The organism is Myroides sp. DW712 (assembly GCF_046557355.1).
In the GTDB taxonomy this organism is placed as follows: Bacteria; Bacteroidota; Bacteroidia; order Flavobacteriales; family Flavobacteriaceae; genus Flavobacterium.
Map to the genome: position 1 here is coordinate 170,335 of NZ_JBKFDO010000003.1, position 20,524 is coordinate 190,858.

Sequence of the window (20,524 nt, forward strand, 5' to 3'; positions counted from 1 at the left end):
ATGGTTGTGTTAAAATTTATATAATGCATTTATTGCCATTGTGTTTGCTTGTAAATAGTTGTATATTAGGGGGATTAACCATAAAAAAAAGAATTATATATGTCAAACAACATGCAGTTCCCAAAATTCAAAGAAAAATATGATAACTATATTGGAGGTAAATTTGTAGCGCCCGTTCAAGGTAAATATTTTGATTCTGTTACCCCAATTAACGGGAAGGTTTTTACAAAAGCGGCTCACTCCACAGAAGAGGACTTAATCTTAGCCATTGATGCAGCGGATAAAGCCTTTGAAACTTGGAGTAAAACATCAGCGACCGAACGCAGTAATATTTTGTTCCGCATTGCGGATCGCATGGAGCAAAATTTAGACTATATTGCTCAAGTAGAGACCGTTGACAACGGAAAGGCCATTCGCGAAACAATGAATGCCGATATTCCGTTAGCAATTGATCACTTCCGTTATTTTGCAGGTGTAATTCGTGCAGAGGAAGGATCGGTTGTAGAGTTAGATGAACATACCGTGTCGATGATTGTGCATGAACCACTGGGTGTAGTGGCACAGATTATTCCTTGGAACTTTCCAATTTTAATGGCTGTATGGAAACTAGCGCCTGCTTTGGCCGCTGGAAACTGTGTGGTGTTAAAGCCCGCAGAAAGTACGCCAATTTCCATTATGGTATTGATGGAACTCATCGGAGATTTAGTGCCTGCTGGAGTTATTAATATTGTCAATGGATTTGGTTCGGAATTAGGACAGAAATTAGTGACTAATCCAAAAATCAGTAAAGCAGCATTTACAGGATCCACTGCTACAGGGCGTTTGGTGATGCAATATGCAACAGAAAATATTATTCCTGTAACGCTAGAACTTGGAGGAAAGTCCCCGAATATCTTCTTTGAATCAATCATGGATCACGATGATGAATACTTAGATAAAGCAATTGAAGGAGCGGTATTATTTGCCTTTAATCAGGGAGAAATTTGTACATGCCCGTCGCGTTTGCTGATTCAAGAGAGTATCTATGATAAATTTATTGCTCGTGTTTTAGAACGCGTTAAAGCAATTAAAGTGGGGAACCCATTAGATCCTACTACGATGATGGGAGCACAAGCTTCTAAAATGCAGTACGATAAAATTAGTTCGTACCTAAAATTAGGAAAAGAAGAAGGAGCAGAAGTATTAGTTGGAGGAGAAGTAAATCACTTGGGTGGTGACTTGGAAACAGGGTATTACATTCAACCAACACTGTTTAAAGGACATAATAAGATGCGAATCTTCCAAGAGGAGATTTTTGGTCCTGTATTAGCCGTAACGACGTTTAAGGATGAAAAAGAAGCCATTGAAATTGCCAATGATACTTTGTATGGGTTGGGAGCAGGAGTTTGGACGCGCGATGCGCATCAATTATATCAAATTCCACGCGCTATTAAGGCAGGACGTGTTTGGGTAAATAACTACCATAATTATCCTGCAGGAGCACCTTTTGGAGGATATAAACAATCGGGAATCGGCCGTGAAAATCACAAAATGATGTTGGGACACTACCGTCAAACGAAAAATATGTTGATTTCATACAACAAGAACAAAATGGGATTCTTTTAAAAAATAAAGCAAGATGTCAAAAGTTAGCCGAATTGATGTAACAGACAAAGCGAAAGCTTTGATTACCGAGCTGCAAGCAGAACACGGAGACTTGATGTTTTATCAAGCCGGAGGATGCTGTGAAGGCACCCAACCCATGTGTTTTGTCAAAGGAGGATACTACTTAAGACGTAGAGATGTGAAAATTGGAGAAGTGTGTGGTTTTGAATTTTGGGTCGATCGCGATCTATATGAATATTGGAAACACGCCCATTTCACTTTAGATGTGGCAGATGGTTTTGGAACTGGTGGATTCTCCTTGGAAATTCCCAAACAAAAAACATTTCAAATACAGTATCGTATGTTTACACCAGAAGAGCTGCCAAAGCTTGAGGAAGTAATTTTAAATGAATAATTGCTTTAATACAATCAAATCAGAGCGGCTACCCTTTTTAGGAGTAGCCTCTTTTTTATATAGTTAACGGTTTACGGTTAAGTTTTTCTATAAAGATATAATCGTCTGTCTAGTAAATTCTACTCTTTTTTTCATTTATCTCACCCAGTTTATGTTTTGTTAGGTGTTCGATGGATCTCCCTTTTCCCATTTTTATTCTTCAATTACGCATCACACAATAATAATTTCAAATACTTATTCTTTTTAAATATACTATTCAAATTAGTTGTCTTTTTTGGACTCATTTTTGTTGTTGGGGGTATCTAAGAATTTAAAGGCAGGGTGTCCGATTGAATTCTTAGATGAACTTAAGAATTTTAAATTTTAATAGTATTAAAGTGAAAATTAGAAAATGTAGCATGTATTTATTTAGTGTTCTTCTTGTTGGTTTTGTATCCTGTAATCAAGAGGAGGAGGAGTGGAAAAAAAGTCCAAAAAGTGTGGTAGGACAACGATTGGAATTCTCTTCTGTTGAAGAATTAGAGGCTTTTTATCATCGAATAGAAGAGGAAGGAAATGGTAAAGAGGTAAAGGATATTGGGATTACTTCTTTATATTCTATTAAAAGGAAAAACAGTATCGAGAAGGAGTTTAGTGAGGATTTTCACCCTAGCTTAAATTTTAATGGAATAACAACAGCCACTAGTGAATTTGATGATACTTCAGGAGATCCAGAAGAAGAGGATGATTTTATTACTGATGATAGTTTTGCTCGCTTGCTTAATGATCAAGGTGAAGTTTTAGTAGGTACTAAAGTTTATAAATATACAGATGTGGGATTATTCAGTGCAGGAAAGAATCAGTATGAAGAATTAGTATCTTTTTTGGCTGCTGAAGGAATCAAAAGTTTTCCTGAAAAAACAGACCCCCTCATAGTGGCTCGATATGTTAAGAAATACCAACCGAATGTATATTCTTCTGTAACAACTAACGTGCAATATTTCCATGCGAGGATTGCCAATGATGATGGTATGCAATCGGAACAGCAAGCTGTAGAGTCAGATAGAGATGGACCAGGATCGAATACAAATGCTGGAAATACTAATCAAGTAGAGGATCCTATGACGACTTATATGGAAGGGCTAAATCATTTAGTTACTAGAAAAGTACACAAAAATGTAGTGGGGAATATTTTTGGCAATGATAATTATGTGGTGTACTATGAATATAGATATAAAAAACGATTGAAAGTAAAGTATTATAGACAAAATTATGGTTTGGTATATGCTGTTGGGTGTAAAGTAAAGAATCAAAAAAAAGGCTGGACTGGCATCTGGAGAACACAAAATACCTCGATTTTATCCATGGGGGTGAAAAGCATGGTTTATGAGTTTCCTTCAATGAATGGAGTGTTTAGTGCAAATCATCGACCTATCGTATTACATGTTGAAAAAGAGGTTTATACAGTGGAGAACAATACACTAATCAGACAGAATAGCTCGCAATACCCCGCTTTACCAACATTCTTTTATAATAGTGTTAATGCGGTAGCTGAAGCTGTTTTGGAAGAAGAAATTTCTCCTGAGCAGATTGATGAAATATTCTATAAAAACATTTGGAACTTGTTAAAAGATGTGCTTAGCATAAGCCAAAAGAAAGTGCAACAAAAAATTGCTTTTGTAGTTGGTATGCCTAAAAAAGTAATGGTACAATACTATGATTTTTCTACTATTAGTTATGGAAAGGCAAAAATATCACGAGTTTTTGATTGGGGGATTATGTCTCCTCCAATAAGTTATAATTTCAGTACAGGGTTTAATGTTAATTCAGGGGCTGTACTAAAAGCGGTATTTAATTTTAAGCAACTCCCTCCTCTTAAATTGGATATCTATAGTATGGTTTATGATGAGAATCAATGGAAAGGAGTTAGTTTAAAAATTGATAATTAATAGTACAGTCAATGAAATATCTATATATGACCTTTTTTTTTGGGGCGATATCTTCTAATATACAGGCGCAAGTCAACTTGTCCCCAAAATTTTTTTATGGATTTCAAATAGGATTATTAGAAACCGTCTTTTATAATGAGGTAAATCTAACAGATGGTTTCTCTCTTAAAACAGGCGTTGGACTTGTAGGGGGGATAGATAATTCCTCTTTTTTTGCCACCCCTAAATTTGAACTACAACCGAAGTGGAATTTTACTAAAAAAAAGCGTTTTTTTTTAAAGAAGACAGTCCAATATAATGCTTCAAATTATGTGACTATTGCCTTGTCCTATCTGTCAGAATGGTTAACATTGTCAGAGTATAAAAATAGAGCAAATGAACGTATACAACTTATTCCTACAATTGGGTTCAAAAGAAACTACAAACAAAATTTAAATGTTGAATTTTTCTTAGGTTTGGGTTATGAGAGAATTTTAAATCAAGATATCGTTAAACAAAATGGTTTTGCTTTAAAATTGGGAGCATTAATCGGTTTTGATTTTTAATTTTTGTACTCCCTTCCAGGAAAGTAATGGTTGTTTGTAGAAAAAGATGCGTTAGTAATTTAATTACTAATGTATCTTTTTATGTAAAACACTGGTAGTGAGTGGTTTAATTTTTTAAATTGACAGTGTGCAGTTTACTCTTCACGCTGCACAGTTGAACTAATTATTTTTTAATGATAAAATCGTCTATTCCGTGAATTCCCCAATCTCCCTTTTATCTCACTGATTTTATATTGGTTTTGGTGTTCGATGAATCTACACTACATTACGATTTTTACTATATTCCGATGTTTCTTTTTCCATTGCCATTCTCCATCACATGGCGCTCAAATTCCTCAATGCTCAACGCATTTTCTACGTCATAAGTCCCAATTTTTGTTCGACGTAAAGCGGTTAAGTGCGCACCACTTTGTACTTTTTCGCCAAAATCAAAAGCGAGGGAGCGGATGTAGGTTCCTTTGGAACATGCTACTCTAAAGTCAATTTCAGGTAGGGTAATACGCGTTAATTCAAAAGCTGATATTGTAATAGGACGCGTGCTGATTTCCACTTCTTCTCCTTTTCTTGCGTGTTCATACAGGCGTTTTCCATCCTTTTTTAAGGCAGAGAAAATTGGTGGGCGTTGTTCGGTTGTTCCTAAGAAACTCGCTCTTGTTTGTTCGATCATTTCTTCTGTGATATGCTCGATTGGAAAGGTTTGGTTGATTTCTGTTTCCAAATCATAGGAAGGGGTCGTTGCACCCAAATGAAAGGTGCCCGTATATTCTTTCTCTTGTCCTTGTAATTCAGTAATGGTTTTAGTGGCTTTTCCAGTACAAATCAACAACAATCCCGTTGCCAATGGATCTAGCGTACCCGCGTGTCCAACTTTGATTTTTTTAAGGCCATATTCTTTCTTCAATAACCATTTGATCTTGTTTACGGCTTGAAAGGAAGACCAATGTAAAGGTTTGTCAATCAGTAAGACCTGACCTTCTTGAAAAGCTGCTGCTGAAAATTGCATGTTTAGTTTTTTAAGTATCCGAAGTAAATCAATAGAATAACCCCTGCAATGATGCGGTAGTAACCCCAAGGTTTAAATCCGTATTTTTTGATAATTCCAATGAAAAATTTAATAGCGACAATAGACACAACAAAGGCTAAAACGTTGCCTAAAAGGAATAATTTTAAGTTGTCTGTATTGTCAAAAAGCAATTCGTATCCCATTTTTCCTGATTCGTACTTTTTCAATACAATAGAATAAACCGTTACGGCGGCCATGGTTGGAACCGCTAGGAAGAAAGAGAACTCTGCCGCTACTTGACGTGACAGCCCTTGTTGCATTCCTCCAATGATAGAAGCCGCAGAACGGCTAGTTCCAGGCATCATGGCTAAACATTGCCAAAAACCAATAGTAACAGCTTGTTTGATGGTAATGTCTTCTTCTCGTGTTGTTTTCGGATTCTTAAAGTATTTATCTATGAAAATAAGAACAAAACCTCCGACGATTAACATGATGGCGATATAGATGGTTTCGCCTAAAACAGCATCGATTTTTTCGTCTAGTAATTTCCCCAAAACGAGGGCAGGAAGTACGGCTAAAACTAATTTTTTATAGAATGAAATACGAGTGAAATCAAAAAACTTACGCCAGTAAAGTACCACTACAGCTAAAATAGCTCCAAATTGAATGGCGGTTTGGAATAGTTTAACGAAATCATTATCCTGAATCCCGTAATAGGAGCTCAAAAAGATCATATGAGCCGTAGATGAAACGGGTAAATATTCAGTTAGTCCTTCTACTATAGCTAGAAGGATGGCTTGTATTAAATCCATAGAAGTAGTTTGTTATGATTGTTTCTTATCTTTTTTAAAAATAGAATAGACCGCTACACCAATACCGATAAAAAATACGGCTGGCGCGAGGTGAATTCGTCTAAAGCTATAGATTGCTTCATTAAATTGCGTAGGGTCATCATTAGAAGCCCCGCCCATAAGGATAAAGCTCAAGGCGATGATTGCAAAACTTGCCAGTAGCCAAATGTAATTTTGCTTGGTAAACAAAAAAGAGGAAGGGTTTGTATCTTTTTTCATATTAGTATAGTTCGTCTGATTTAAGGTTTAAGAATCGCTGTGTAGCGAAAAACGTACTGATGGTTGTGATGATAATTCCAGCTAAGATAATACCCAATCCTACAATTACCAAAGGCATATAGTTTACCATGGGGTTCAATTCTAAATCAGGGAATTTCTTGTCAAGGTAAAAAGTCAACGCCACAAGAGCGATAACCGCTAAAATTGAACCAATAAGGCCTAAACGCATGCTGTGCCAAATGAATGGACGGCGGATAAAGCGTTTTGTTGCACCAACCATTTGCATGGTTTTAATCGTAAAGCGACTGGAAAAAATTAATAAACGTAGGGAACTGTTGATTAACAACATTGAAATAATCGTTAGAATACCCGCAATGATTAGCACCCAATTGGTAATGCGTTTGATGTTTTCATTGACTAGCTCTACAAGCTGTTTATCGTATGATATTTCGTTGATATTCGGAGTTTTGAGTAGTTCGGCTTCGATTTTTGCTAAACTGTCTGTCACTACATAATCTCCATTAATGTAAATGTCATACGAGTTTTGCAAGGGATTATACCCTAAGAACTCGAGAAAATCCTCACCTAAATCTTCTTTTTGACTCTCAGCAGCTTCTTCCTTAGAAACAAACTTAAATGACTTCACATAAGGTGCAGTGCCTAGTTTTTTTGAAAATTGATCGAACTCTTTTTGCGTAGCCTTATCAGTAAAAAAAAGATTAATCGGAATATTTTCGCGGAAATTATTCGAGATTCTCTTAGAGTTAATTACAAATAAGCTCAAGGCGCCCAATAAGGAGAGAACCAAGAAAATACTTAGTATTACAGAAAAATAAGACGAAATTAATTTTCGCTTTTGGTATTTTTCATACGTAGACGTCATAGTGCAATTTTTAAAGCTGTAAAATTAAAAAACAAAAGTGTTTTTAAAAGATAATAACGATTAAACTTTTCTAATTGTTATAAATATAGTTTATTTTTGCGACAAGTTGGTGTTTTTTTTCGAAGTCATCGAGAAAGAACAGGTGTAATAAATGATATTTTTACTATGAAATACAATCCAAGCGAAATTGAAGCAAAATGGCAAAAGTTTTGGAAAGAGAATGAAACTTTTAAAACCTTGAATACAACCGATAAACCGAAGTATTACGTACTCGATATGTTTCCTTATCCTTCAGGGGCAGGACTTCATGTAGGGCATCCACTGGGGTATATCGCATCGGATATTTTTGCCCGATATAAACGACACAAAGGTTTTAATGTACTACATCCTCAAGGATACGATAGCTTTGGATTACCTGCTGAACAATATGCGATTCAAACGGGGCAACACCCTGCCGTTACAACTGAAGTGAATATCGCACGTTATAGAGAGCAGTTGGATCAAATTGGTTTTTCGTTTGATTGGTCACGCGAGATTCGTACCTCCAATGCGGATTACTATAAACATACCCAATGGATTTTTATTCAATTGTTTAATGCATGGTACAATAAGGTATCGGATAAGGCAGAAAACATCGCGAGTTTAGTAGCAGTATTTGAAAAAGATGGGAATGCAGGCGTACAAGCGGTTTGTGAGGAAGGAATTGAGATTTTTACCGCAGTACAGTGGAATGCTTTTTCCGGAGATGAAAAAGAACAAATTTTGTTGAACTACCGTTTGACGTATTTGGCAGAAACAGAAGTAAACTGGTGTCCAGCCTTGGGTACGGTTTTAGCGAATGACGAAATTAAAGACGGTTTGTCTGAACGTGGAGGTCATCCCGTAGTTCGCAAAAAAATGAAACAATGGAGTATGCGTATTTCAGCGTATGCGGAGCGTTTATTAGAAGGATTAAATACAATTGACTGGACGGAAAGTTTAAAGGAAAGTCAACGCAATTGGATTGGTAAATCGGTAGGGGCATCGGTGATTTTTAAGTTGAAAGAATCAACGGATACAATTGAGGTATTTACGACACGTCCTGATACCATTTTTGGTGTTAGTTTTATGACTTTGGCGCCAGAACACGATTTGGTTCGCAAAATTACTACGCCAGAACAAAAAGAGGCAGTTGAGGCGTATATCGAGGCAACTTCGAAACGCAGTGAACGCGATCGTATGGCGGATGTGAAGAAAATATCTGGTGTGTTTACGGGAGCTTATGCGGAACATCCGTTTACAAAAGAGCCGATCGAAATTTGGATTGGTGACTATGTATTGGCGGGCTATGGAACAGGAGCTGTAATGGCTGTTCCAGCGGGGGATACTCGTGATTATGCTTTTGCAAAACACTTTGGTATCACTATTAAAAATATTTTCAACCAAGATATTAGCGAAGAAGCCTTTGTAGAAAAAGAAGGATTTGTTTTAGAAAACTCCGACTTCTTAAATGGTTTAGCATACAAAGAGGCCTCGGCTAAGGCTATTGAGGCAATTGAAGCTTTGGGTCAAGGAAAGGGAAAAACTAACTATCGTTTGCGCGATGCTGTTTTTTCTCGCCAACGCTATTGGGGAGAACCATTCCCTGTATACTATGTGAATGGATTGCCGAAGATGGTGGATAAGGCGTATTTGCCTATTTTGTTGCCAGAAGTAGAAAAGTACTTGCCAACTGAAGATGGACAACCGCCTTTAGGAAATGCACATACGTGGGCGTGGGATACAGTGAACAATAAAGTTGTATCTAACGATTTAATGGACGGAAAAACAGTATTTCCATTAGAATTAAATACGATGCCTGGATGGGCAGGATCTTCTTGGTATTGGATGCGTTATATGGACCCAACAAACGAAGAGTTTATCGCGTCAGAGGAGGCATTGAACTATTGGCAAAATGTTGATTTATATATAGGAGGAAGCGAACACGCAACAGGACACTTGTTGTACAGCCGTTTCTGGAATAAATTTTTAAAGGATATGGGCATTGCTCCAACAGAGGAGCCTTTTGCTAAATTAATCAACCAAGGGATGATTTTGGGAACTTCGGCGTTTGTGTACCGAATTGAAGGAACGAATACCTTTGTCTCAAAAGATATGATACAGGATGAAAAAGTACAACAGTTGTATGCATATGTTGGGTTGGTGAACAATTCATCTGAATTGGATATGGAAGGCTTCAAAGCATGGAGACCGGATTATGCAACGGCTGATTTTATTTGCAATGCCAATGGCAAGTATATTGTGGGGCATGAAGTAGAGAAAATGTCGAAGTCGTACTATAATGTAGTAAACCCAGATGAGATTTGTCAAGAATATGGTGCGGATACTTTGCGTTTATACGAAATGTTCTTAGGGCCTTTAGAGCAAGCAAAACCATGGAATACGGCTGGTATTTCAGGCGTATTTGGTTTCTTGAAAAAATTGTGGAGATTGTATGCTGATGATACAGCTGTTGTGGTAGTTAATGAGGAGCCGACAAAAGAGATGTATAAATCCTTACATAAAACCATTAAAAAAGTACAAGAAGATATTGAGGCTTTTTCTTTCAATACGTCTGTTTCTCAGTTTATGATTTGTGTGAATGAATTAGGGCAACAAAAATGTCACCACCGTGCAATTTTAGAACCATTGGCTATTTTGGTAGCGCCTTATGCACCTCATATTGCCGAGGAACTTTGGAGCATGTTAGGACATACAGAAACCATTGCCGATCAACCTTTCCCTGAATTTAAAGCCGAATACTTGGTAGAAGATGCAAAAGAATATCCAGTTTCATTTAACGGAAAAATGCGCTTTAAAATTGAATTGCCTTTGGATTTAAGTGTCGAAGAAATTGAAAAGCTAATTTTAGCTGATGAGAGAACACAAGCCCAATTACAAGGACGCGAACCTAAAAAGTTAATCGTAGTACCTGGAAAAATTATAAATATTGTTGGATAATTTTTTTGGTTGAAACATACAGTAAAAATCCCGTTGTACGAAAGTGCAACGGGATTTTTTATTTTATTTTCCTGGACGAAGGAGCAGGGAGTTATCGAAGTCTTTTTTGATGGTTTGTAAGAAGCGTTCTGCTTCTAAACGCGTCTTGAAATTTCCAGCCAAAACCTTGTAGGAAGGGTTGGAATAAACGAGTGTTGCTTCAAGGTCTGGATATAGTCGTTTGAAGCGACTAAGTGCCGACTTAGCGTCATTGTTTTTTCCGTAAAAAACTTGAATATTGTATTTATCAGCATTTAGACCTGAAGTTGTTGTATTCCTTTTGGCTTCTACTAGTTTTTTTATGGCTAAAGGCTCTTGTATAGCGTTGTTTCGTTCTTGAGCATAACTTACTAGATGCGTAAAAAACAAGCAAAAAAAGACCGGAAATATTCTTAAAATTCTCATAATGAAATGTATTTAAAGCAAATTTACAATTATTCTTGAAAATTGCGTGGGAAGCCTCTATTTAGAACGCGTATAAATTAAAGATTAAGGTCGTTAAAGGTTTTAAGAGTTATGCATAAATTGTATTTTTGTCGGAGTTTGTAAATAAGGTGTATTGAATAATAGTTGATTGTTGCAACTATTAGAAAGACCAAGTTTAGTTGAAAATCAATTTATAACTATGAAAAAAGTGGGTAACCATAATTCGTTTTCAAAGATTTTATTCTTTTGTTTAGCTTTAATGCTATCGTTTTCTACAATTTCGTTTGCTCAGGACGCAGCAAAAGGTAAGGAATTGTTTAATTCTAACTGTGCGGCATGTCACAAGTTAGACGGGGCTTCTACTGGACCTGCGCTTCGTGGAGTTGTTGAACGTCACGACGGGGATGTAGAGTGGCTACACAAGTGGATTAAAAGTAGTTCATCTTTGATTAAATCTGGAGATGCTCGTGCGGTAAAACTGTTCAATGAGTGGAACAAAGTTGTGATGAACGACTTCCCAGGTTTATCTGACCAAGATATTGATGATGTCTTGGCGTATGTGTCTCAACCAAAAGCTGAAGCTCCAGCTCCTACTACAGGTACGGATGGTGCTCAAGGACAAGGTGGTGGAGATGCTGTTTCTAATATGATTGTGTTAGGAGCATTAGTAGTAGTGTTGTTATTATTAGTAACGATGCTTTTCCTTGTTAAGAAAGTATTGAATAAAGTTGTTGAGGCTAACGGTTTAACTGAAGAAGTTCGTCAAACGGTTCCAATGTGGAAAGCGTTTGTGAAAAACCAATTCTTGGTAATTTGTTCTACAATTGTATTTGTTCTAATTGGATCGTACTTCGCTTATGGCTTTATGATGCAGATTGGGGTAGATAAAGGGTATGAACCTGTGCAACCAATTCACTTTTCACACAAAATTCACGCAGGAGATAATGGTATTGATTGTAAATACTGTCACTCATCTGCAAGATCAAGTAAAACTTCTGGAATTCCATCGTTAAACGTTTGTATGAACTGTCATAAAAACATCAGTGAGTTCACTGGAGATGAAGGGGCTGATTACGGTAAGTACACGCCAGATTTTTATACTGCGGAAATTCAAAAGTTATATGATGCTGTTGGATGGGATCCTGCTGCTCAGAAATATACTGGTAAAGAGAAGCCTGTTAAATGGGTTCGTATTCATAATTTACCTGATTTCGTTTACTACAACCACTCACAACACGTTAACGTTGCTGGTTTAGAATGTCAAACTTGTCACGGGCCAGTGGAAGAAATGGAAATCATGAGACAACACTCTCCATTGACAATGGGATGGTGTATTGACTGTCACAGAACAACGGAAGTTAAGTTAAAGGATAATGCATACTATGCAAAAATCCACGAAGAATTGGCTAACAAGTACGGTGTTGAGAAATTGACAGTTGCTCAAATGGGAGGACTTGAGTGTGGTAAATGTCACTATTAAGAATTATTTAAGAATAAGAAGCTAATATTTATATACAATGGCATCAAACAAAAAATACTGGAAAAGTGTTGAAGAGCTGAATGATAATAGTTCTATTGTTGAGACGCTAAGAAACAATGAGTTTGTTGAGGAAATTCCTACAGATGAATTTCTTGGAGACAAAAACAAATTGTCTTCTTCTTCAACAACTCGTCGAGACTTTTTGAAATATGTTGGTTTTTCAACAGCTGCGGCAACGTTAGCTGCTTGTGAGGGACCAGTAATAAAATCAATACCTTACGTAGTTCAACCAGAGGAAATTATCCCTGGGATTGCAGACTACTATGCGACTACAATCGCGGATGGTTTTGATTTTGTGAATGTTTTGGTTAAGACTCGTGAGGGTCGTCCAATCAAAATTGATAATAACAAACTTGCAAATGCATATTCGGGTGCGAATGCACGTGTGCATGCATCCGTACTTTCGATGTATGATAGCTTGCGATTAAAAGCACCAAAAATTGAAGGTAAAAATGCTTCTTGGGATGATGTAGATGCTAAGGTTAGAGCAAGTTTACAAGATGCTAAAGCAACAGGAGGAAGTGTTGTGTTGTTGACAAATACAATGGCAAGTCCTTCTACTGATAAATTAATCGGTGAATTCATCGAAACATATCCAAATGCTAAGCACGTGGTGTACGATGCGGTTTCATCTTCTGCAGCTGCAGATGCTTATGAGCAAGCATACGGAAAACGCGGGTTAGCAGATTACGATTTCGGTAAAGCAAGTGTAATCGTTTCTGTTGGTGCGGATTTCTTGGGAGATTGGCAAGGTGGAGGATATGACTCCGCATATGCAGAAAAACGTATTCCTAAAAATGGAGTGATGTCGAAGCATATTCAGATTGAGGCGAATATGAGTCTTTCTGGAGCAAATGCTGACGTTCGTCTTCCATTATCAGTGGCTGATCAAAAAGCAGCTTTAGTGAAGTTGTACAATGCAATCGTAGGAGGATCTGTTTCTTCTGCTAACACAGCGTACGACGAAGCAATCATGAAAGCAGCTAAACAAGTAAAAGCAGCAGGTTCTAAAGGAGTTGTTGTTACAGGTTTAGATGATGTAAACGCACAATTAGTTGTTTTTGCAATTAACGAAGCATTACAATCAGAGGCGTTCATGCCAGAACAAACAAAATACGTAAGACAAGGTAATGCTGCGAAGGTTACGGAATTAATTAAAGAGATGAACGCAGGAAAAGTTCACACGTTAATTATGTCTGGAATCAACCCGGTATATACTTTAGCAAATAGTGCTGCTTTCGTGGAAGGATTGAAGAAAGTAACAACTTCAGTAAGCTTCTCAATGAAAGAAGACGAAACTGCATTAGAGACAACTATCGCAGCTGCAGCTCCACACTACTTAGAAGCTTGGGGCGATGTGATGATCAAAAAAGGTCACTATTCAGTTACACAACCTACAATCCGTCCTTTATTTGATACAAGACAGTTCCAAGAGGCTTTATTGTTATGGAATGGGAATAATACAGCGTATTATGACTATATCAAAGCAACAAGCGCGTCTCATGTAGCTGGGTTAACTTGGAATCAATTGGTTCACGATGGTTTTGCTGTATCAGGTGAAAATGCAAAAGTAGCAGCTTCTGCTGACTTCTCTTCTGCAGTATCTGCTTTAAGCAAAGCGAAAAAAGGAGAAGGTCTTGAGTTGGTGTTGTATACTAAAACAGGAATGGGAGACGGACAACAAGCCAATAACCCTTGGTTACAAGAGTTCCCAGATCCAATCACACGTGTATCTTGGGATAACTACTTAACTATTTCTCGTGTAGATGCAGAGGCATTAGGTATTGAGAACTTCCATGTAGCGAACGGTGGATTAGACGGAAGCTATGTTACGCTTACGGCTAACGGAGTTACCTTGGAAAATGTACCTGCATTAATTCAACCAGGTCAAGCGGCTGGAACTGTTGGTTTAGCTTTCGGTTACGGAAGAAAAGCTAGCTTAAAAGAAGATATGCAAGTAGGGGTGAATGCTTACGCGTTGTACCACAACTTCGAAAATGTTCAAAATGTTACGGTAGCAAAAGCATCAGGAAACCATGAGTTTGCTTGTGTTCAGTTACAAAACACGTTGATGAGTAGAGGGGATATCGTGAAAGATACAACCTTAGAAATTTTCAATACTCAAAATGCAGAGGAGTGGAATATCTTCCCGATGGTTTCTTACGATCACCAAGAAGTAAGAGCAGCTTCTGTTGATATTTGGGAATCTTTCGACCGTTCTGTTGGTCACCACTTTAATTTATCAATTGACTTAAACGCTTGTACAGGATGTGGAGCTTGTGTTATCGCATGTCATGCAGAAAACAACGTGCCAGTTGTTGGTAAGTCTGAGGTAAGAAGAAGTAGAGATATGCATTGGTTGCGTATTGATAGATACTATTCATCAGAAGATACATTTGCTGCAGATGTGGATAAAAAAGTTACAGCAAAAGGATTCTCAGAAGCTCGTTCTGCTTATATGGAATTAGAGCACCCTGCAGATAATCCGCAAGTTGTATTCCAACCTGTAATGTGTCAGCACTGTAATCACGCTCCTTGTGAGACTGTATGTCCAGTAGCGGCAACATCACACGGACGCCAAGGTCAAAACCACATGGCTTATAACCGTTGTGTTGGAACTAGATATTGTGCAAACAACTGTCCGTACAAGGTTAGACGTTTCAACTGGTTCTTATATGCTCAAAATGATGAGTTCGATTTCCACATGAATGACGATTTAGGACGTATGGTATTAAACCCAGACGTTGTGGTTCGTTCAAGAGGGGTAATGGAAAAATGTTCATTGTGTATCCAAATGACACAAGCAACAATTTTGAAAGCGAAGAATGAAGGTAGAGCGGTTCGTCCAAACGAATTCGAAACTGCATGTTCAGCTGCTTGTTCAAGTGGAGCTATGGTATTTGGTGATGTTAATGAGAAAGAATCAGAAATTACTAAATTAGCTGAATCAGATAGAACTTACCACTTATTAGAGCACATTGGTACAAAACCAAATGTATTCTATCATGTTAAGGTTAGAAATATCTAGTTTAAAAAGAATTATTAATTAAAGAAACATATAAAGGATTATGTCGTCACATTACGAAGCACCCATTAGAAAACCTTTAGTTATCGGTAAGAAATCTTACCACGATATAACTGTGGATGTGGCTAGACCTGTTGAAGGACGAGCAAATAAATTATGGTGGAGAGTTTTCACTATTGCTTTGTTAGCGTTCCTATGGGGAGTAGGCTGTATGGCTTACACTGTAGGTACAGGTATAGGTACTTGGGGATTAAATAAAACTGTTGGATGGGCTTGGGATATTACCAATTTCGTTTGGTGGGTTGGTATCGGTCACGCCGGTACGTTAATTTCTGCTGTATTATTATTATTTAGACAAAAATGGAGAATGGCGATTAACCGTTCTGCTGAGGCCATGACAATTTTCTCAGTAGTTCAGGCTGGTTTATTCCCTATTATACATATGGGTCGCCCATGGTTAGCGTACTGGGTATTACCTATCCCGAACCAATTCGGTTCGTTATGGGTAAACTTTAACTCACCGTTATTATGGGACGTATTCGCGATTTCTACGTATTTATCAGTATCATTAGTTTTCTGGTGGACTGGTTTACTACCTGATTTCGCTATGTTACGTGATAGAGCTATCACCCCATTTACAAAAAGAGTATATTCAATTTTATCTTTCGGTTGGTCTGGAAGGGCAAAAGATTGGCAACGTTTTGAAGAAGTACACTTAGTGTTAGCTGGTTTAGCTACTCCGCTTGTACTTTCGGTACACACGATTGTATCTTTTGACTTTGCTACGTCAGTGATTCCAGGATGGCATACAACTATCTTACCGCCGTACTTCGTTGCGGGTGCGATTTTCTCAGGATTCGCCATGGTAAATACGTTGTTGATCATCATGAGAAAAGTATCCAACTTGGAAGACTATATTACGGTTCAACATATTGAGTTGATGAACATCATCGTAATGATTACAGGTTCTGTGGTTGGGGTAGCCTATATTACAGAGTTATGGGTAGCTTGGTATTCAGGAGTAGAGTATGAACAATACGCTTTCTTGAACCGTGCTTCAGGTCCATACTGGTGGTCTTACTGGTTGATGATGACATGTAACGTAATTTCTCCACAAGTTATGTGGGTGAAGAAAATTAGAACAAACATTATGGCTTCGTTTATTATTTCAATTATAGTAAACATAGGTATGTGGTTCGAGCGTTTCGTAATTATCGTTACATCGTTACACAGAGATTACTTACCATCATCTTGGACAATGTTCCAACCAACGTTTGTTGATGCTGGTATTTATATTGGAACAATCGGTTTCTTCTTCGTATTATTCTTGTTATACTCAAGAAGTTTCCCTGTAATTGCGCAAGCAGAGGTGAAAACAATCTTGAAATCGTCAGGTGAATACTACAAAAAAGAAAGAGATAGTAAAGAAGGTCATCAATCATTAAATCACTAATTCGTTATGAGTAATAAGTTTATTCACGCAATATACAATGATGATGATGTGTTGTTAGATGCAGTTAAAGAAACAAGATCTGCTCACCATCACATTGAAGAGATATACACGCCTTTCCCTGTTCACGGACTAGATAAGGCGATGGGATTAAAACCAACTAGATTAGCTATTTGTGCATTCTTATACGGTTTAGTAGGTTTAGCATTTGGAACAAGTATGATGTACTTCATCATGATTGTCGATTGGCCACAAGACATTGGAGGTAAACCAAGCTTTAGTTTTATTCAAAATATGCCTGCATTCGTGCCTATTATGTTTGAGATGACGGTGTTGTTTTCTGCCCACTTAATGGTGTTAACTTTCTTCTTTAGAAGTAAATTATGGCCATTTAAAACAGCTGAAAACCCAGATGTAAGAACAACTGATGACCATTTCTTAATGGAGGTTGCTTTAAAAGGAGACGAAGATACTGCAATTGAATTCTTCAAAGGAACAGGAGCAGTTGAAGTTAAAGTAATTGAAAAGTAATAGTAGCATGAAATCGATATATAAAATAGTAACTTTAGCGGGTGTAGCTGTTTTGACTACGTCTTGTTTTAACAAAGAGCGTCCTAACTATCAGTTTATGCCAAATATGTACGAATCTGTAGCATATGAAACATACTCTGAAGTGCCGACAACTGTTTTTAAAAATGGTAAGGAAGGACAACTTCCTGCAGAAGGATCTGTGCCTCGTGGATTTCAACCAGAAGAGTATGCTGATACTCCAGAAGGTTTAGCAGAAGCGAGATTACATTTAAAATCACCCCTAACTGCAGAAGAGAAAGATTTAGAGAAAGGTAAAGCGTTGTATGCAATTTACTGCTCAGTTTGTCACGGTGCAAAAGGAGATGGAAAAGGTAATTTGGTAAAAAGAGAAAAATTCTTAGGGGTTCCTAACTATCATGATAGAGAGCTAACCGAAGGAGGAATTTACCACGTTATTACTTATGGTTTGAATTCAATGGGTGCGCATAAGAACCAATTGACGCAACATGAGCGTTGGTTAGTTACTGATTATGTGCTTAAATTGAAATCAGAATAATAAATTGTAAAACTTAGTTGAAAGTTTAGATATGTACACATTATCAAAAAATTTGAAAACCTTTGCGTTAGTCCTGATGGTTCTAGGATTAGTAGGGATTGCGTATGGGTTTTTCAGTGCACCAAAGACAACTGCTGATGTAGAGCAGATTTTAAATGAGCAAGCACACCATGATGGTGGACATCACGCCGACCACAGTGAAGTTTCTGGCGCTGATCACGACGCTCATCAAAAACATTTAGAGCATGTGCTAACACAGATGCAAAACAAACCTTGGACAGCTGTATATGTTGCTTGTATTTTTGTAATGCTTGTTTCTCTTGGGATTTTAGCTTTTTACGGAATCAATTACGCAGCTGCTGCAGGATGGTCGCCAGTTCTTTTCCGCGTTATGGAAGGATTGACAGCTTATTTGTTGCCAGGGTCTATTATATTCTTCCTTTTATTAGTAGCGAGTGCGGCTGGAGGAAACCACCTATTTATTTGGATGGATCCTGCTATCGTAGAACACGACGCATTAATCGCTGGTAAAACAGGATATTTAAATATCCCTTTCTTCTTTATTAGAGCGCTTATCTTCTTAGGAGGATGGAACTTATATAGAGTTTATATGAGAAAGCAATCGTTGAAATTGGATGAAACGGGTGATTTAACTTTTCATAAGAAAATGTTCAAAGCGTCTGCTGGTTTCTTAGCTTTCTTTATCGTTACGGAATCAATGGCTTCTTGGGACTGGATCATGTCCATCGATACGCACTGGTACAGTACTTTATTCGGATGGTATGTATTCGCTAGTTTCTTTGTAACTGGTATTACGACAATCGCATTTACAACCTTATACTTGAAAGGAAAAGGATATCTAGAATTTGTGAATACAAGTCATATTCACGATTTAGCTAAATTTATGTTTGGTTTAAGTATTTTCTGGACTTATCTTTGGTTCTCTCAGTTCATGTTACAGTGGTACTCGAACATTCCAGAGGAGGTAACGTACTTCATCTTCAGAATTCAAGAGTATAACTTGCCATTCTTTGGTATGTTAGTATTGAACTTTGTGTTGCCATTATTATTGTTAATCAACACAGATTTCAAACGTCTATCTTGGATTGTGGTTATGGCTGGTACTTGTATTATCGTAGGTCACTATTTAGACTTCTTTATTATGATCAGTCCGGGTACAGTTGGTGGATCTTGGTTTATCGGGGTTCCTGAAATTGCAGCGTTAATGTTCTTCATCGGATTGTTTATCTATGTTGGATTTACAGCAATTTCTAAAGCTCCATTATTAGCTAAGAACAACCCGCTAATTGAAGAGAGTAAACATTTTCATTATTAATAATTAAAAATAAACCAATGACTAGTTTATTAATAGTAGCGATAGTTGTATTATTGGGAATTGCAATTTGGCAATTGACAAAGATATTTGATCTAACGCAAGTAGGATCAGGTCCGGATGACTATTCATCTCAAGTAGCAAATGCAAAAGATAACAACATACACGGTTATATTACTTTCGCATTCTTAGCTTTCATCTATGTTTTTACCATCTTTTGTTTGGTAGAATATGGAAGCTTCCCTTTAATGAGTGATTCAGCTTCTGAACACGGAAATACAGTGGATAATTTGATGTGGATTTCAATGGGATTGATTTTCTTCGTTCAAATTGTAACACAGTTTTTATTACACTACTTTGCATTTAAAGGACGTGGAGTAAAAGGGAGAAAGGCAAGATATTTTTCTGATAATGATAAGTTAGAGGCAGCTTGGACGATCATTCCAACTATTACCTTAACTGGTTTAATCCTTTATGGATTATTCGCTTGGAATGATATTATGTTTGTAGACGAAGAAGAAGAAGTAATCAATATCGAAGTGTACGCAAAACAATTCGGATGGGATGTACGTTATTCTGGTGAAGACAATACATTAGGAAAAGCAAACGTGCGTTTTATTAAAGGCGTAAACGTAGTAGGTGTAGATATGGCTGACCCTAACGCACAAGATGATAAAATGGCAAAAGAACTTCACTTACCAGTTGGAAAGAAAGTTGTTTTAAAATTTAGATCACAAGACGTTTTACACTCGGCTTATTTGCCTCACTTTAGAGCGCAAATGAACTGTGTGCCAGGTATGGTTACTCAATTCGCTTTTGTTCCTAGCGTAACAACTGAAGATATGAGAACACGTGAAGGAATTGTTAGCAAAGTGAATAATATTAATAATATTAGAGCGGAAAGAAGCCAAAAGTTAATCGCGGAAGGTCACGAAGCTTTAGATCCTTATACTTTTGATTACTTATTATTATGTAACAAAATTTGTGGAGCTTCTCACTACAATATGCAAATTAAAGTTGTAGTTTCTAAAGAGGAAGAATTCAAGGCTTGGTTAAAAGAGTTACCAACTTTAGCAGAACAAGTAGCTGCTGAAAATGGTGCTAAAGAGGAAGAAGTAACTACGCCAGCAGAAGAGACAGAAGCTGTTTCTGAAGCAGTAGAAACGGAAGCTATCGCTCAAGTAGTACAATAATTCACGCATTTAATTAAAACTTAT

Annotated in this window: 17 protein-coding genes; 12 read left to right on the plus strand and 5 right to left on the minus strand. The window is 37.3% G+C overall.

Features of this window, described 5'->3' with window-relative positions; all coding sequences use genetic code 11:
• The first annotated feature begins 99 nt into the window (after window positions 1-99).
• The 4 genes from ACLJX0_RS03755 to ACLJX0_RS03770 all read left to right on the plus strand — a co-directional run bounded on the left by ACLJX0_RS03755 (window position 100) and on the right by ACLJX0_RS03770 (window position 4,472).
• Window positions 100-1,605, plus strand: coding sequence for an aldehyde dehydrogenase family protein (locus tag ACLJX0_RS03755; RefSeq protein ID WP_410878573.1), 1,506 nt, complete (start codon window positions 100-102; stop codon window positions 1,603-1,605).
• Window positions 1,606-1,618: 13 nt separating this feature from the next.
• On the plus strand, window positions 1,619-1,999 hold the full coding sequence (locus ACLJX0_RS03760) for a DUF779 domain-containing protein (RefSeq protein ID WP_410878575.1): 381 nt from the start codon (window positions 1,619-1,621) through the stop codon (window positions 1,997-1,999).
• 398 nt (window positions 2,000-2,397) lie between these two features.
• Window positions 2,398-3,927 carry a hypothetical protein gene (locus ACLJX0_RS03765; RefSeq protein WP_410878577.1) on the plus strand — a complete coding sequence of 510 codons (1,530 nt, stop codon included), beginning with the start codon at window positions 2,398-2,400 and terminating at the stop codon, window positions 3,925-3,927.
• A gap of 11 nt (window positions 3,928-3,938) precedes the next feature.
• The gene (locus tag ACLJX0_RS03770) at window positions 3,939-4,472 is read left to right on the plus strand and encodes a hypothetical protein (RefSeq protein ID WP_410878579.1); all 534 of its coding nucleotides are present in this window, start codon (window positions 3,939-3,941) and stop codon (window positions 4,470-4,472) included.
• 277 nt (window positions 4,473-4,749) lie between these two features.
• On the opposite strand, the gene truB is transcribed toward ACLJX0_RS03770, so the two are convergent.
• From truB to ACLJX0_RS03790, 4 genes are read right to left on the minus strand one after another with little or no spacing between them, the layout of a single operon-like run.
• On the minus strand, window positions 4,750-5,475 hold the full coding sequence (truB, locus tag ACLJX0_RS03775) for a tRNA pseudouridine(55) synthase TruB (RefSeq protein WP_410878581.1): 726 nt from the start codon (window positions 5,473-5,475) through the stop codon (window positions 4,750-4,752).
• Between the two features lie 2 nt (window positions 5,476-5,477).
• Window positions 5,478-6,287: an undecaprenyl-diphosphate phosphatase gene (locus tag ACLJX0_RS03780; protein WP_410878583.1), complete on the minus strand. Its 810-nt coding sequence runs from the start codon at window positions 6,285-6,287 to the stop codon at window positions 5,478-5,480.
• Between the two features lie 12 nt (window positions 6,288-6,299).
• A complete protein-coding gene (locus ACLJX0_RS03785; protein WP_410878585.1) occupies window positions 6,300-6,545 on the minus strand; it encodes a DUF3098 domain-containing protein in 246 nt (81 codons plus the stop codon).
• Between the two features lies 1 nt (window position 6,546).
• Window positions 6,547-7,428: a cell division protein FtsX gene (locus tag ACLJX0_RS03790; protein ID WP_410878587.1), complete on the minus strand. Its 882-nt coding sequence runs from the start codon at window positions 7,426-7,428 to the stop codon at window positions 6,547-6,549.
• 165 nt (window positions 7,429-7,593) lie between these two features.
• Between ACLJX0_RS03790 and leuS the strand changes: the two genes are divergently transcribed.
• Window positions 7,594-10,407, plus strand: coding sequence for a leucine--tRNA ligase (leuS, locus tag ACLJX0_RS03795; protein ID WP_410878588.1), 2,814 nt, complete (start codon window positions 7,594-7,596; stop codon window positions 10,405-10,407).
• Window positions 10,408-10,470: 63 nt separating this feature from the next.
• On the opposite strand, the gene ACLJX0_RS03800 is transcribed toward leuS, so the two are convergent.
• A complete protein-coding gene (locus ACLJX0_RS03800; protein ID WP_410878590.1) occupies window positions 10,471-10,851 on the minus strand; it encodes an SPOR domain-containing protein in 381 nt (126 codons plus the stop codon).
• 220 nt (window positions 10,852-11,071) lie between these two features.
• On the opposite strand from ACLJX0_RS03800, the gene ACLJX0_RS03805 reads away from it, so the two are divergent.
• Genes ACLJX0_RS03805 through ACLJX0_RS03835 form a run of 7 tightly spaced genes read left to right on the plus strand, consistent with a single transcriptional unit; the run spans window position 11,072 to window position 20,500 of the window.
• A complete protein-coding gene (locus ACLJX0_RS03805; RefSeq protein ID WP_410878592.1) occupies window positions 11,072-12,352 on the plus strand; it encodes a c-type cytochrome in 1,281 nt (426 codons plus the stop codon).
• A 37-nt stretch (window positions 12,353-12,389) separates the two neighbouring features.
• Entirely contained in the window at window positions 12,390-15,440 is a 3,051-nt protein-coding gene (locus tag ACLJX0_RS03810; protein ID WP_410878594.1) for a TAT-variant-translocated molybdopterin oxidoreductase, read from the plus strand.
• Between the two features lie 40 nt (window positions 15,441-15,480).
• The gene (nrfD, locus tag ACLJX0_RS03815) at window positions 15,481-16,890 is read left to right on the plus strand and encodes an NrfD/PsrC family molybdoenzyme membrane anchor subunit (RefSeq protein ID WP_410878596.1); all 1,410 of its coding nucleotides are present in this window, start codon (window positions 15,481-15,483) and stop codon (window positions 16,888-16,890) included.
• A gap of 6 nt (window positions 16,891-16,896) precedes the next feature.
• Window positions 16,897-17,418: a DUF3341 domain-containing protein gene (locus tag ACLJX0_RS03820; protein WP_158961518.1), complete on the plus strand. Its 522-nt coding sequence runs from the start codon at window positions 16,897-16,899 to the stop codon at window positions 17,416-17,418.
• 7 nt (window positions 17,419-17,425) lie between these two features.
• The gene (locus ACLJX0_RS03825; RefSeq protein ID WP_410878598.1) at window positions 17,426-17,974 is read left to right on the plus strand and encodes a c-type cytochrome; all 549 of its coding nucleotides are present in this window, start codon (window positions 17,426-17,428) and stop codon (window positions 17,972-17,974) included.
• Between the two features lie 31 nt (window positions 17,975-18,005).
• Window positions 18,006-19,310 carry a quinol:cytochrome C oxidoreductase gene (locus ACLJX0_RS03830; protein WP_410878600.1) on the plus strand — a complete coding sequence of 435 codons (1,305 nt, stop codon included), beginning with the start codon at window positions 18,006-18,008 and terminating at the stop codon, window positions 19,308-19,310.
• Window positions 19,311-19,327: 17 nt separating this feature from the next.
• A complete protein-coding gene (locus ACLJX0_RS03835; protein ID WP_410878602.1) occupies window positions 19,328-20,500 on the plus strand; it encodes a cytochrome c oxidase subunit II in 1,173 nt (390 codons plus the stop codon).
• Window positions 20,501-20,524 lie beyond the last annotated feature (24 nt).

Coding starts and splice junctions, on each gene's coding strand:
- ACLJX0_RS03755 (WP_410878573.1), top strand. CDS start 100: ATGTCAAACAACATGCAGTTCCCAAAATTCAAAGAAAAATATGATAAC.
- ACLJX0_RS03760 (WP_410878575.1), top strand. CDS start 1,619: ATGTCAAAAGTTAGCCGAATTGATGTAACAGACAAAGCGAAAGCTTTG.
- ACLJX0_RS03765 (WP_410878577.1), top strand. CDS start 2,398: ATGTATTTATTTAGTGTTCTTCTTGTTGGTTTTGTATCCTGTAATCAA.
- ACLJX0_RS03770 (WP_410878579.1), top strand. CDS start 3,939: ATGAAATATCTATATATGACCTTTTTTTTTGGGGCGATATCTTCTAAT.
- truB (WP_410878581.1), bottom strand. CDS start 5,475: ATGCAATTTTCAGCAGCAGCTTTTCAAGAAGGTCAGGTCTTACTGATT.
- ACLJX0_RS03780 (WP_410878583.1), bottom strand. CDS start 6,287: ATGGATTTAATACAAGCCATCCTTCTAGCTATAGTAGAAGGACTAACT.
- ACLJX0_RS03785 (WP_410878585.1), bottom strand. CDS start 6,545: ATGAAAAAAGATACAAACCCTTCCTCTTTTTTGTTTACCAAGCAAAAT.
- ACLJX0_RS03790 (WP_410878587.1), bottom strand. CDS start 7,428: ATGACGTCTACGTATGAAAAATACCAAAAGCGAAAATTAATTTCGTCT.
- leuS (WP_410878588.1), top strand. CDS start 7,594: ATGAAATACAATCCAAGCGAAATTGAAGCAAAATGGCAAAAGTTTTGG.
- ACLJX0_RS03800 (WP_410878590.1), bottom strand. CDS start 10,851: ATGAGAATTTTAAGAATATTTCCGGTCTTTTTTTGCTTGTTTTTTACG.
- ACLJX0_RS03805 (WP_410878592.1), top strand. CDS start 11,072: ATGAAAAAAGTGGGTAACCATAATTCGTTTTCAAAGATTTTATTCTTT.
- ACLJX0_RS03810 (WP_410878594.1), top strand. CDS start 12,390: ATGGCATCAAACAAAAAATACTGGAAAAGTGTTGAAGAGCTGAATGAT.
- nrfD (WP_410878596.1), top strand. CDS start 15,481: ATGTCGTCACATTACGAAGCACCCATTAGAAAACCTTTAGTTATCGGT.
- ACLJX0_RS03820 (WP_158961518.1), top strand. CDS start 16,897: ATGAGTAATAAGTTTATTCACGCAATATACAATGATGATGATGTGTTG.
- ACLJX0_RS03825 (WP_410878598.1), top strand. CDS start 17,426: ATGAAATCGATATATAAAATAGTAACTTTAGCGGGTGTAGCTGTTTTG.
- ACLJX0_RS03830 (WP_410878600.1), top strand. CDS start 18,006: ATGTACACATTATCAAAAAATTTGAAAACCTTTGCGTTAGTCCTGATG.
- ACLJX0_RS03835 (WP_410878602.1), top strand. CDS start 19,328: ATGACTAGTTTATTAATAGTAGCGATAGTTGTATTATTGGGAATTGCA.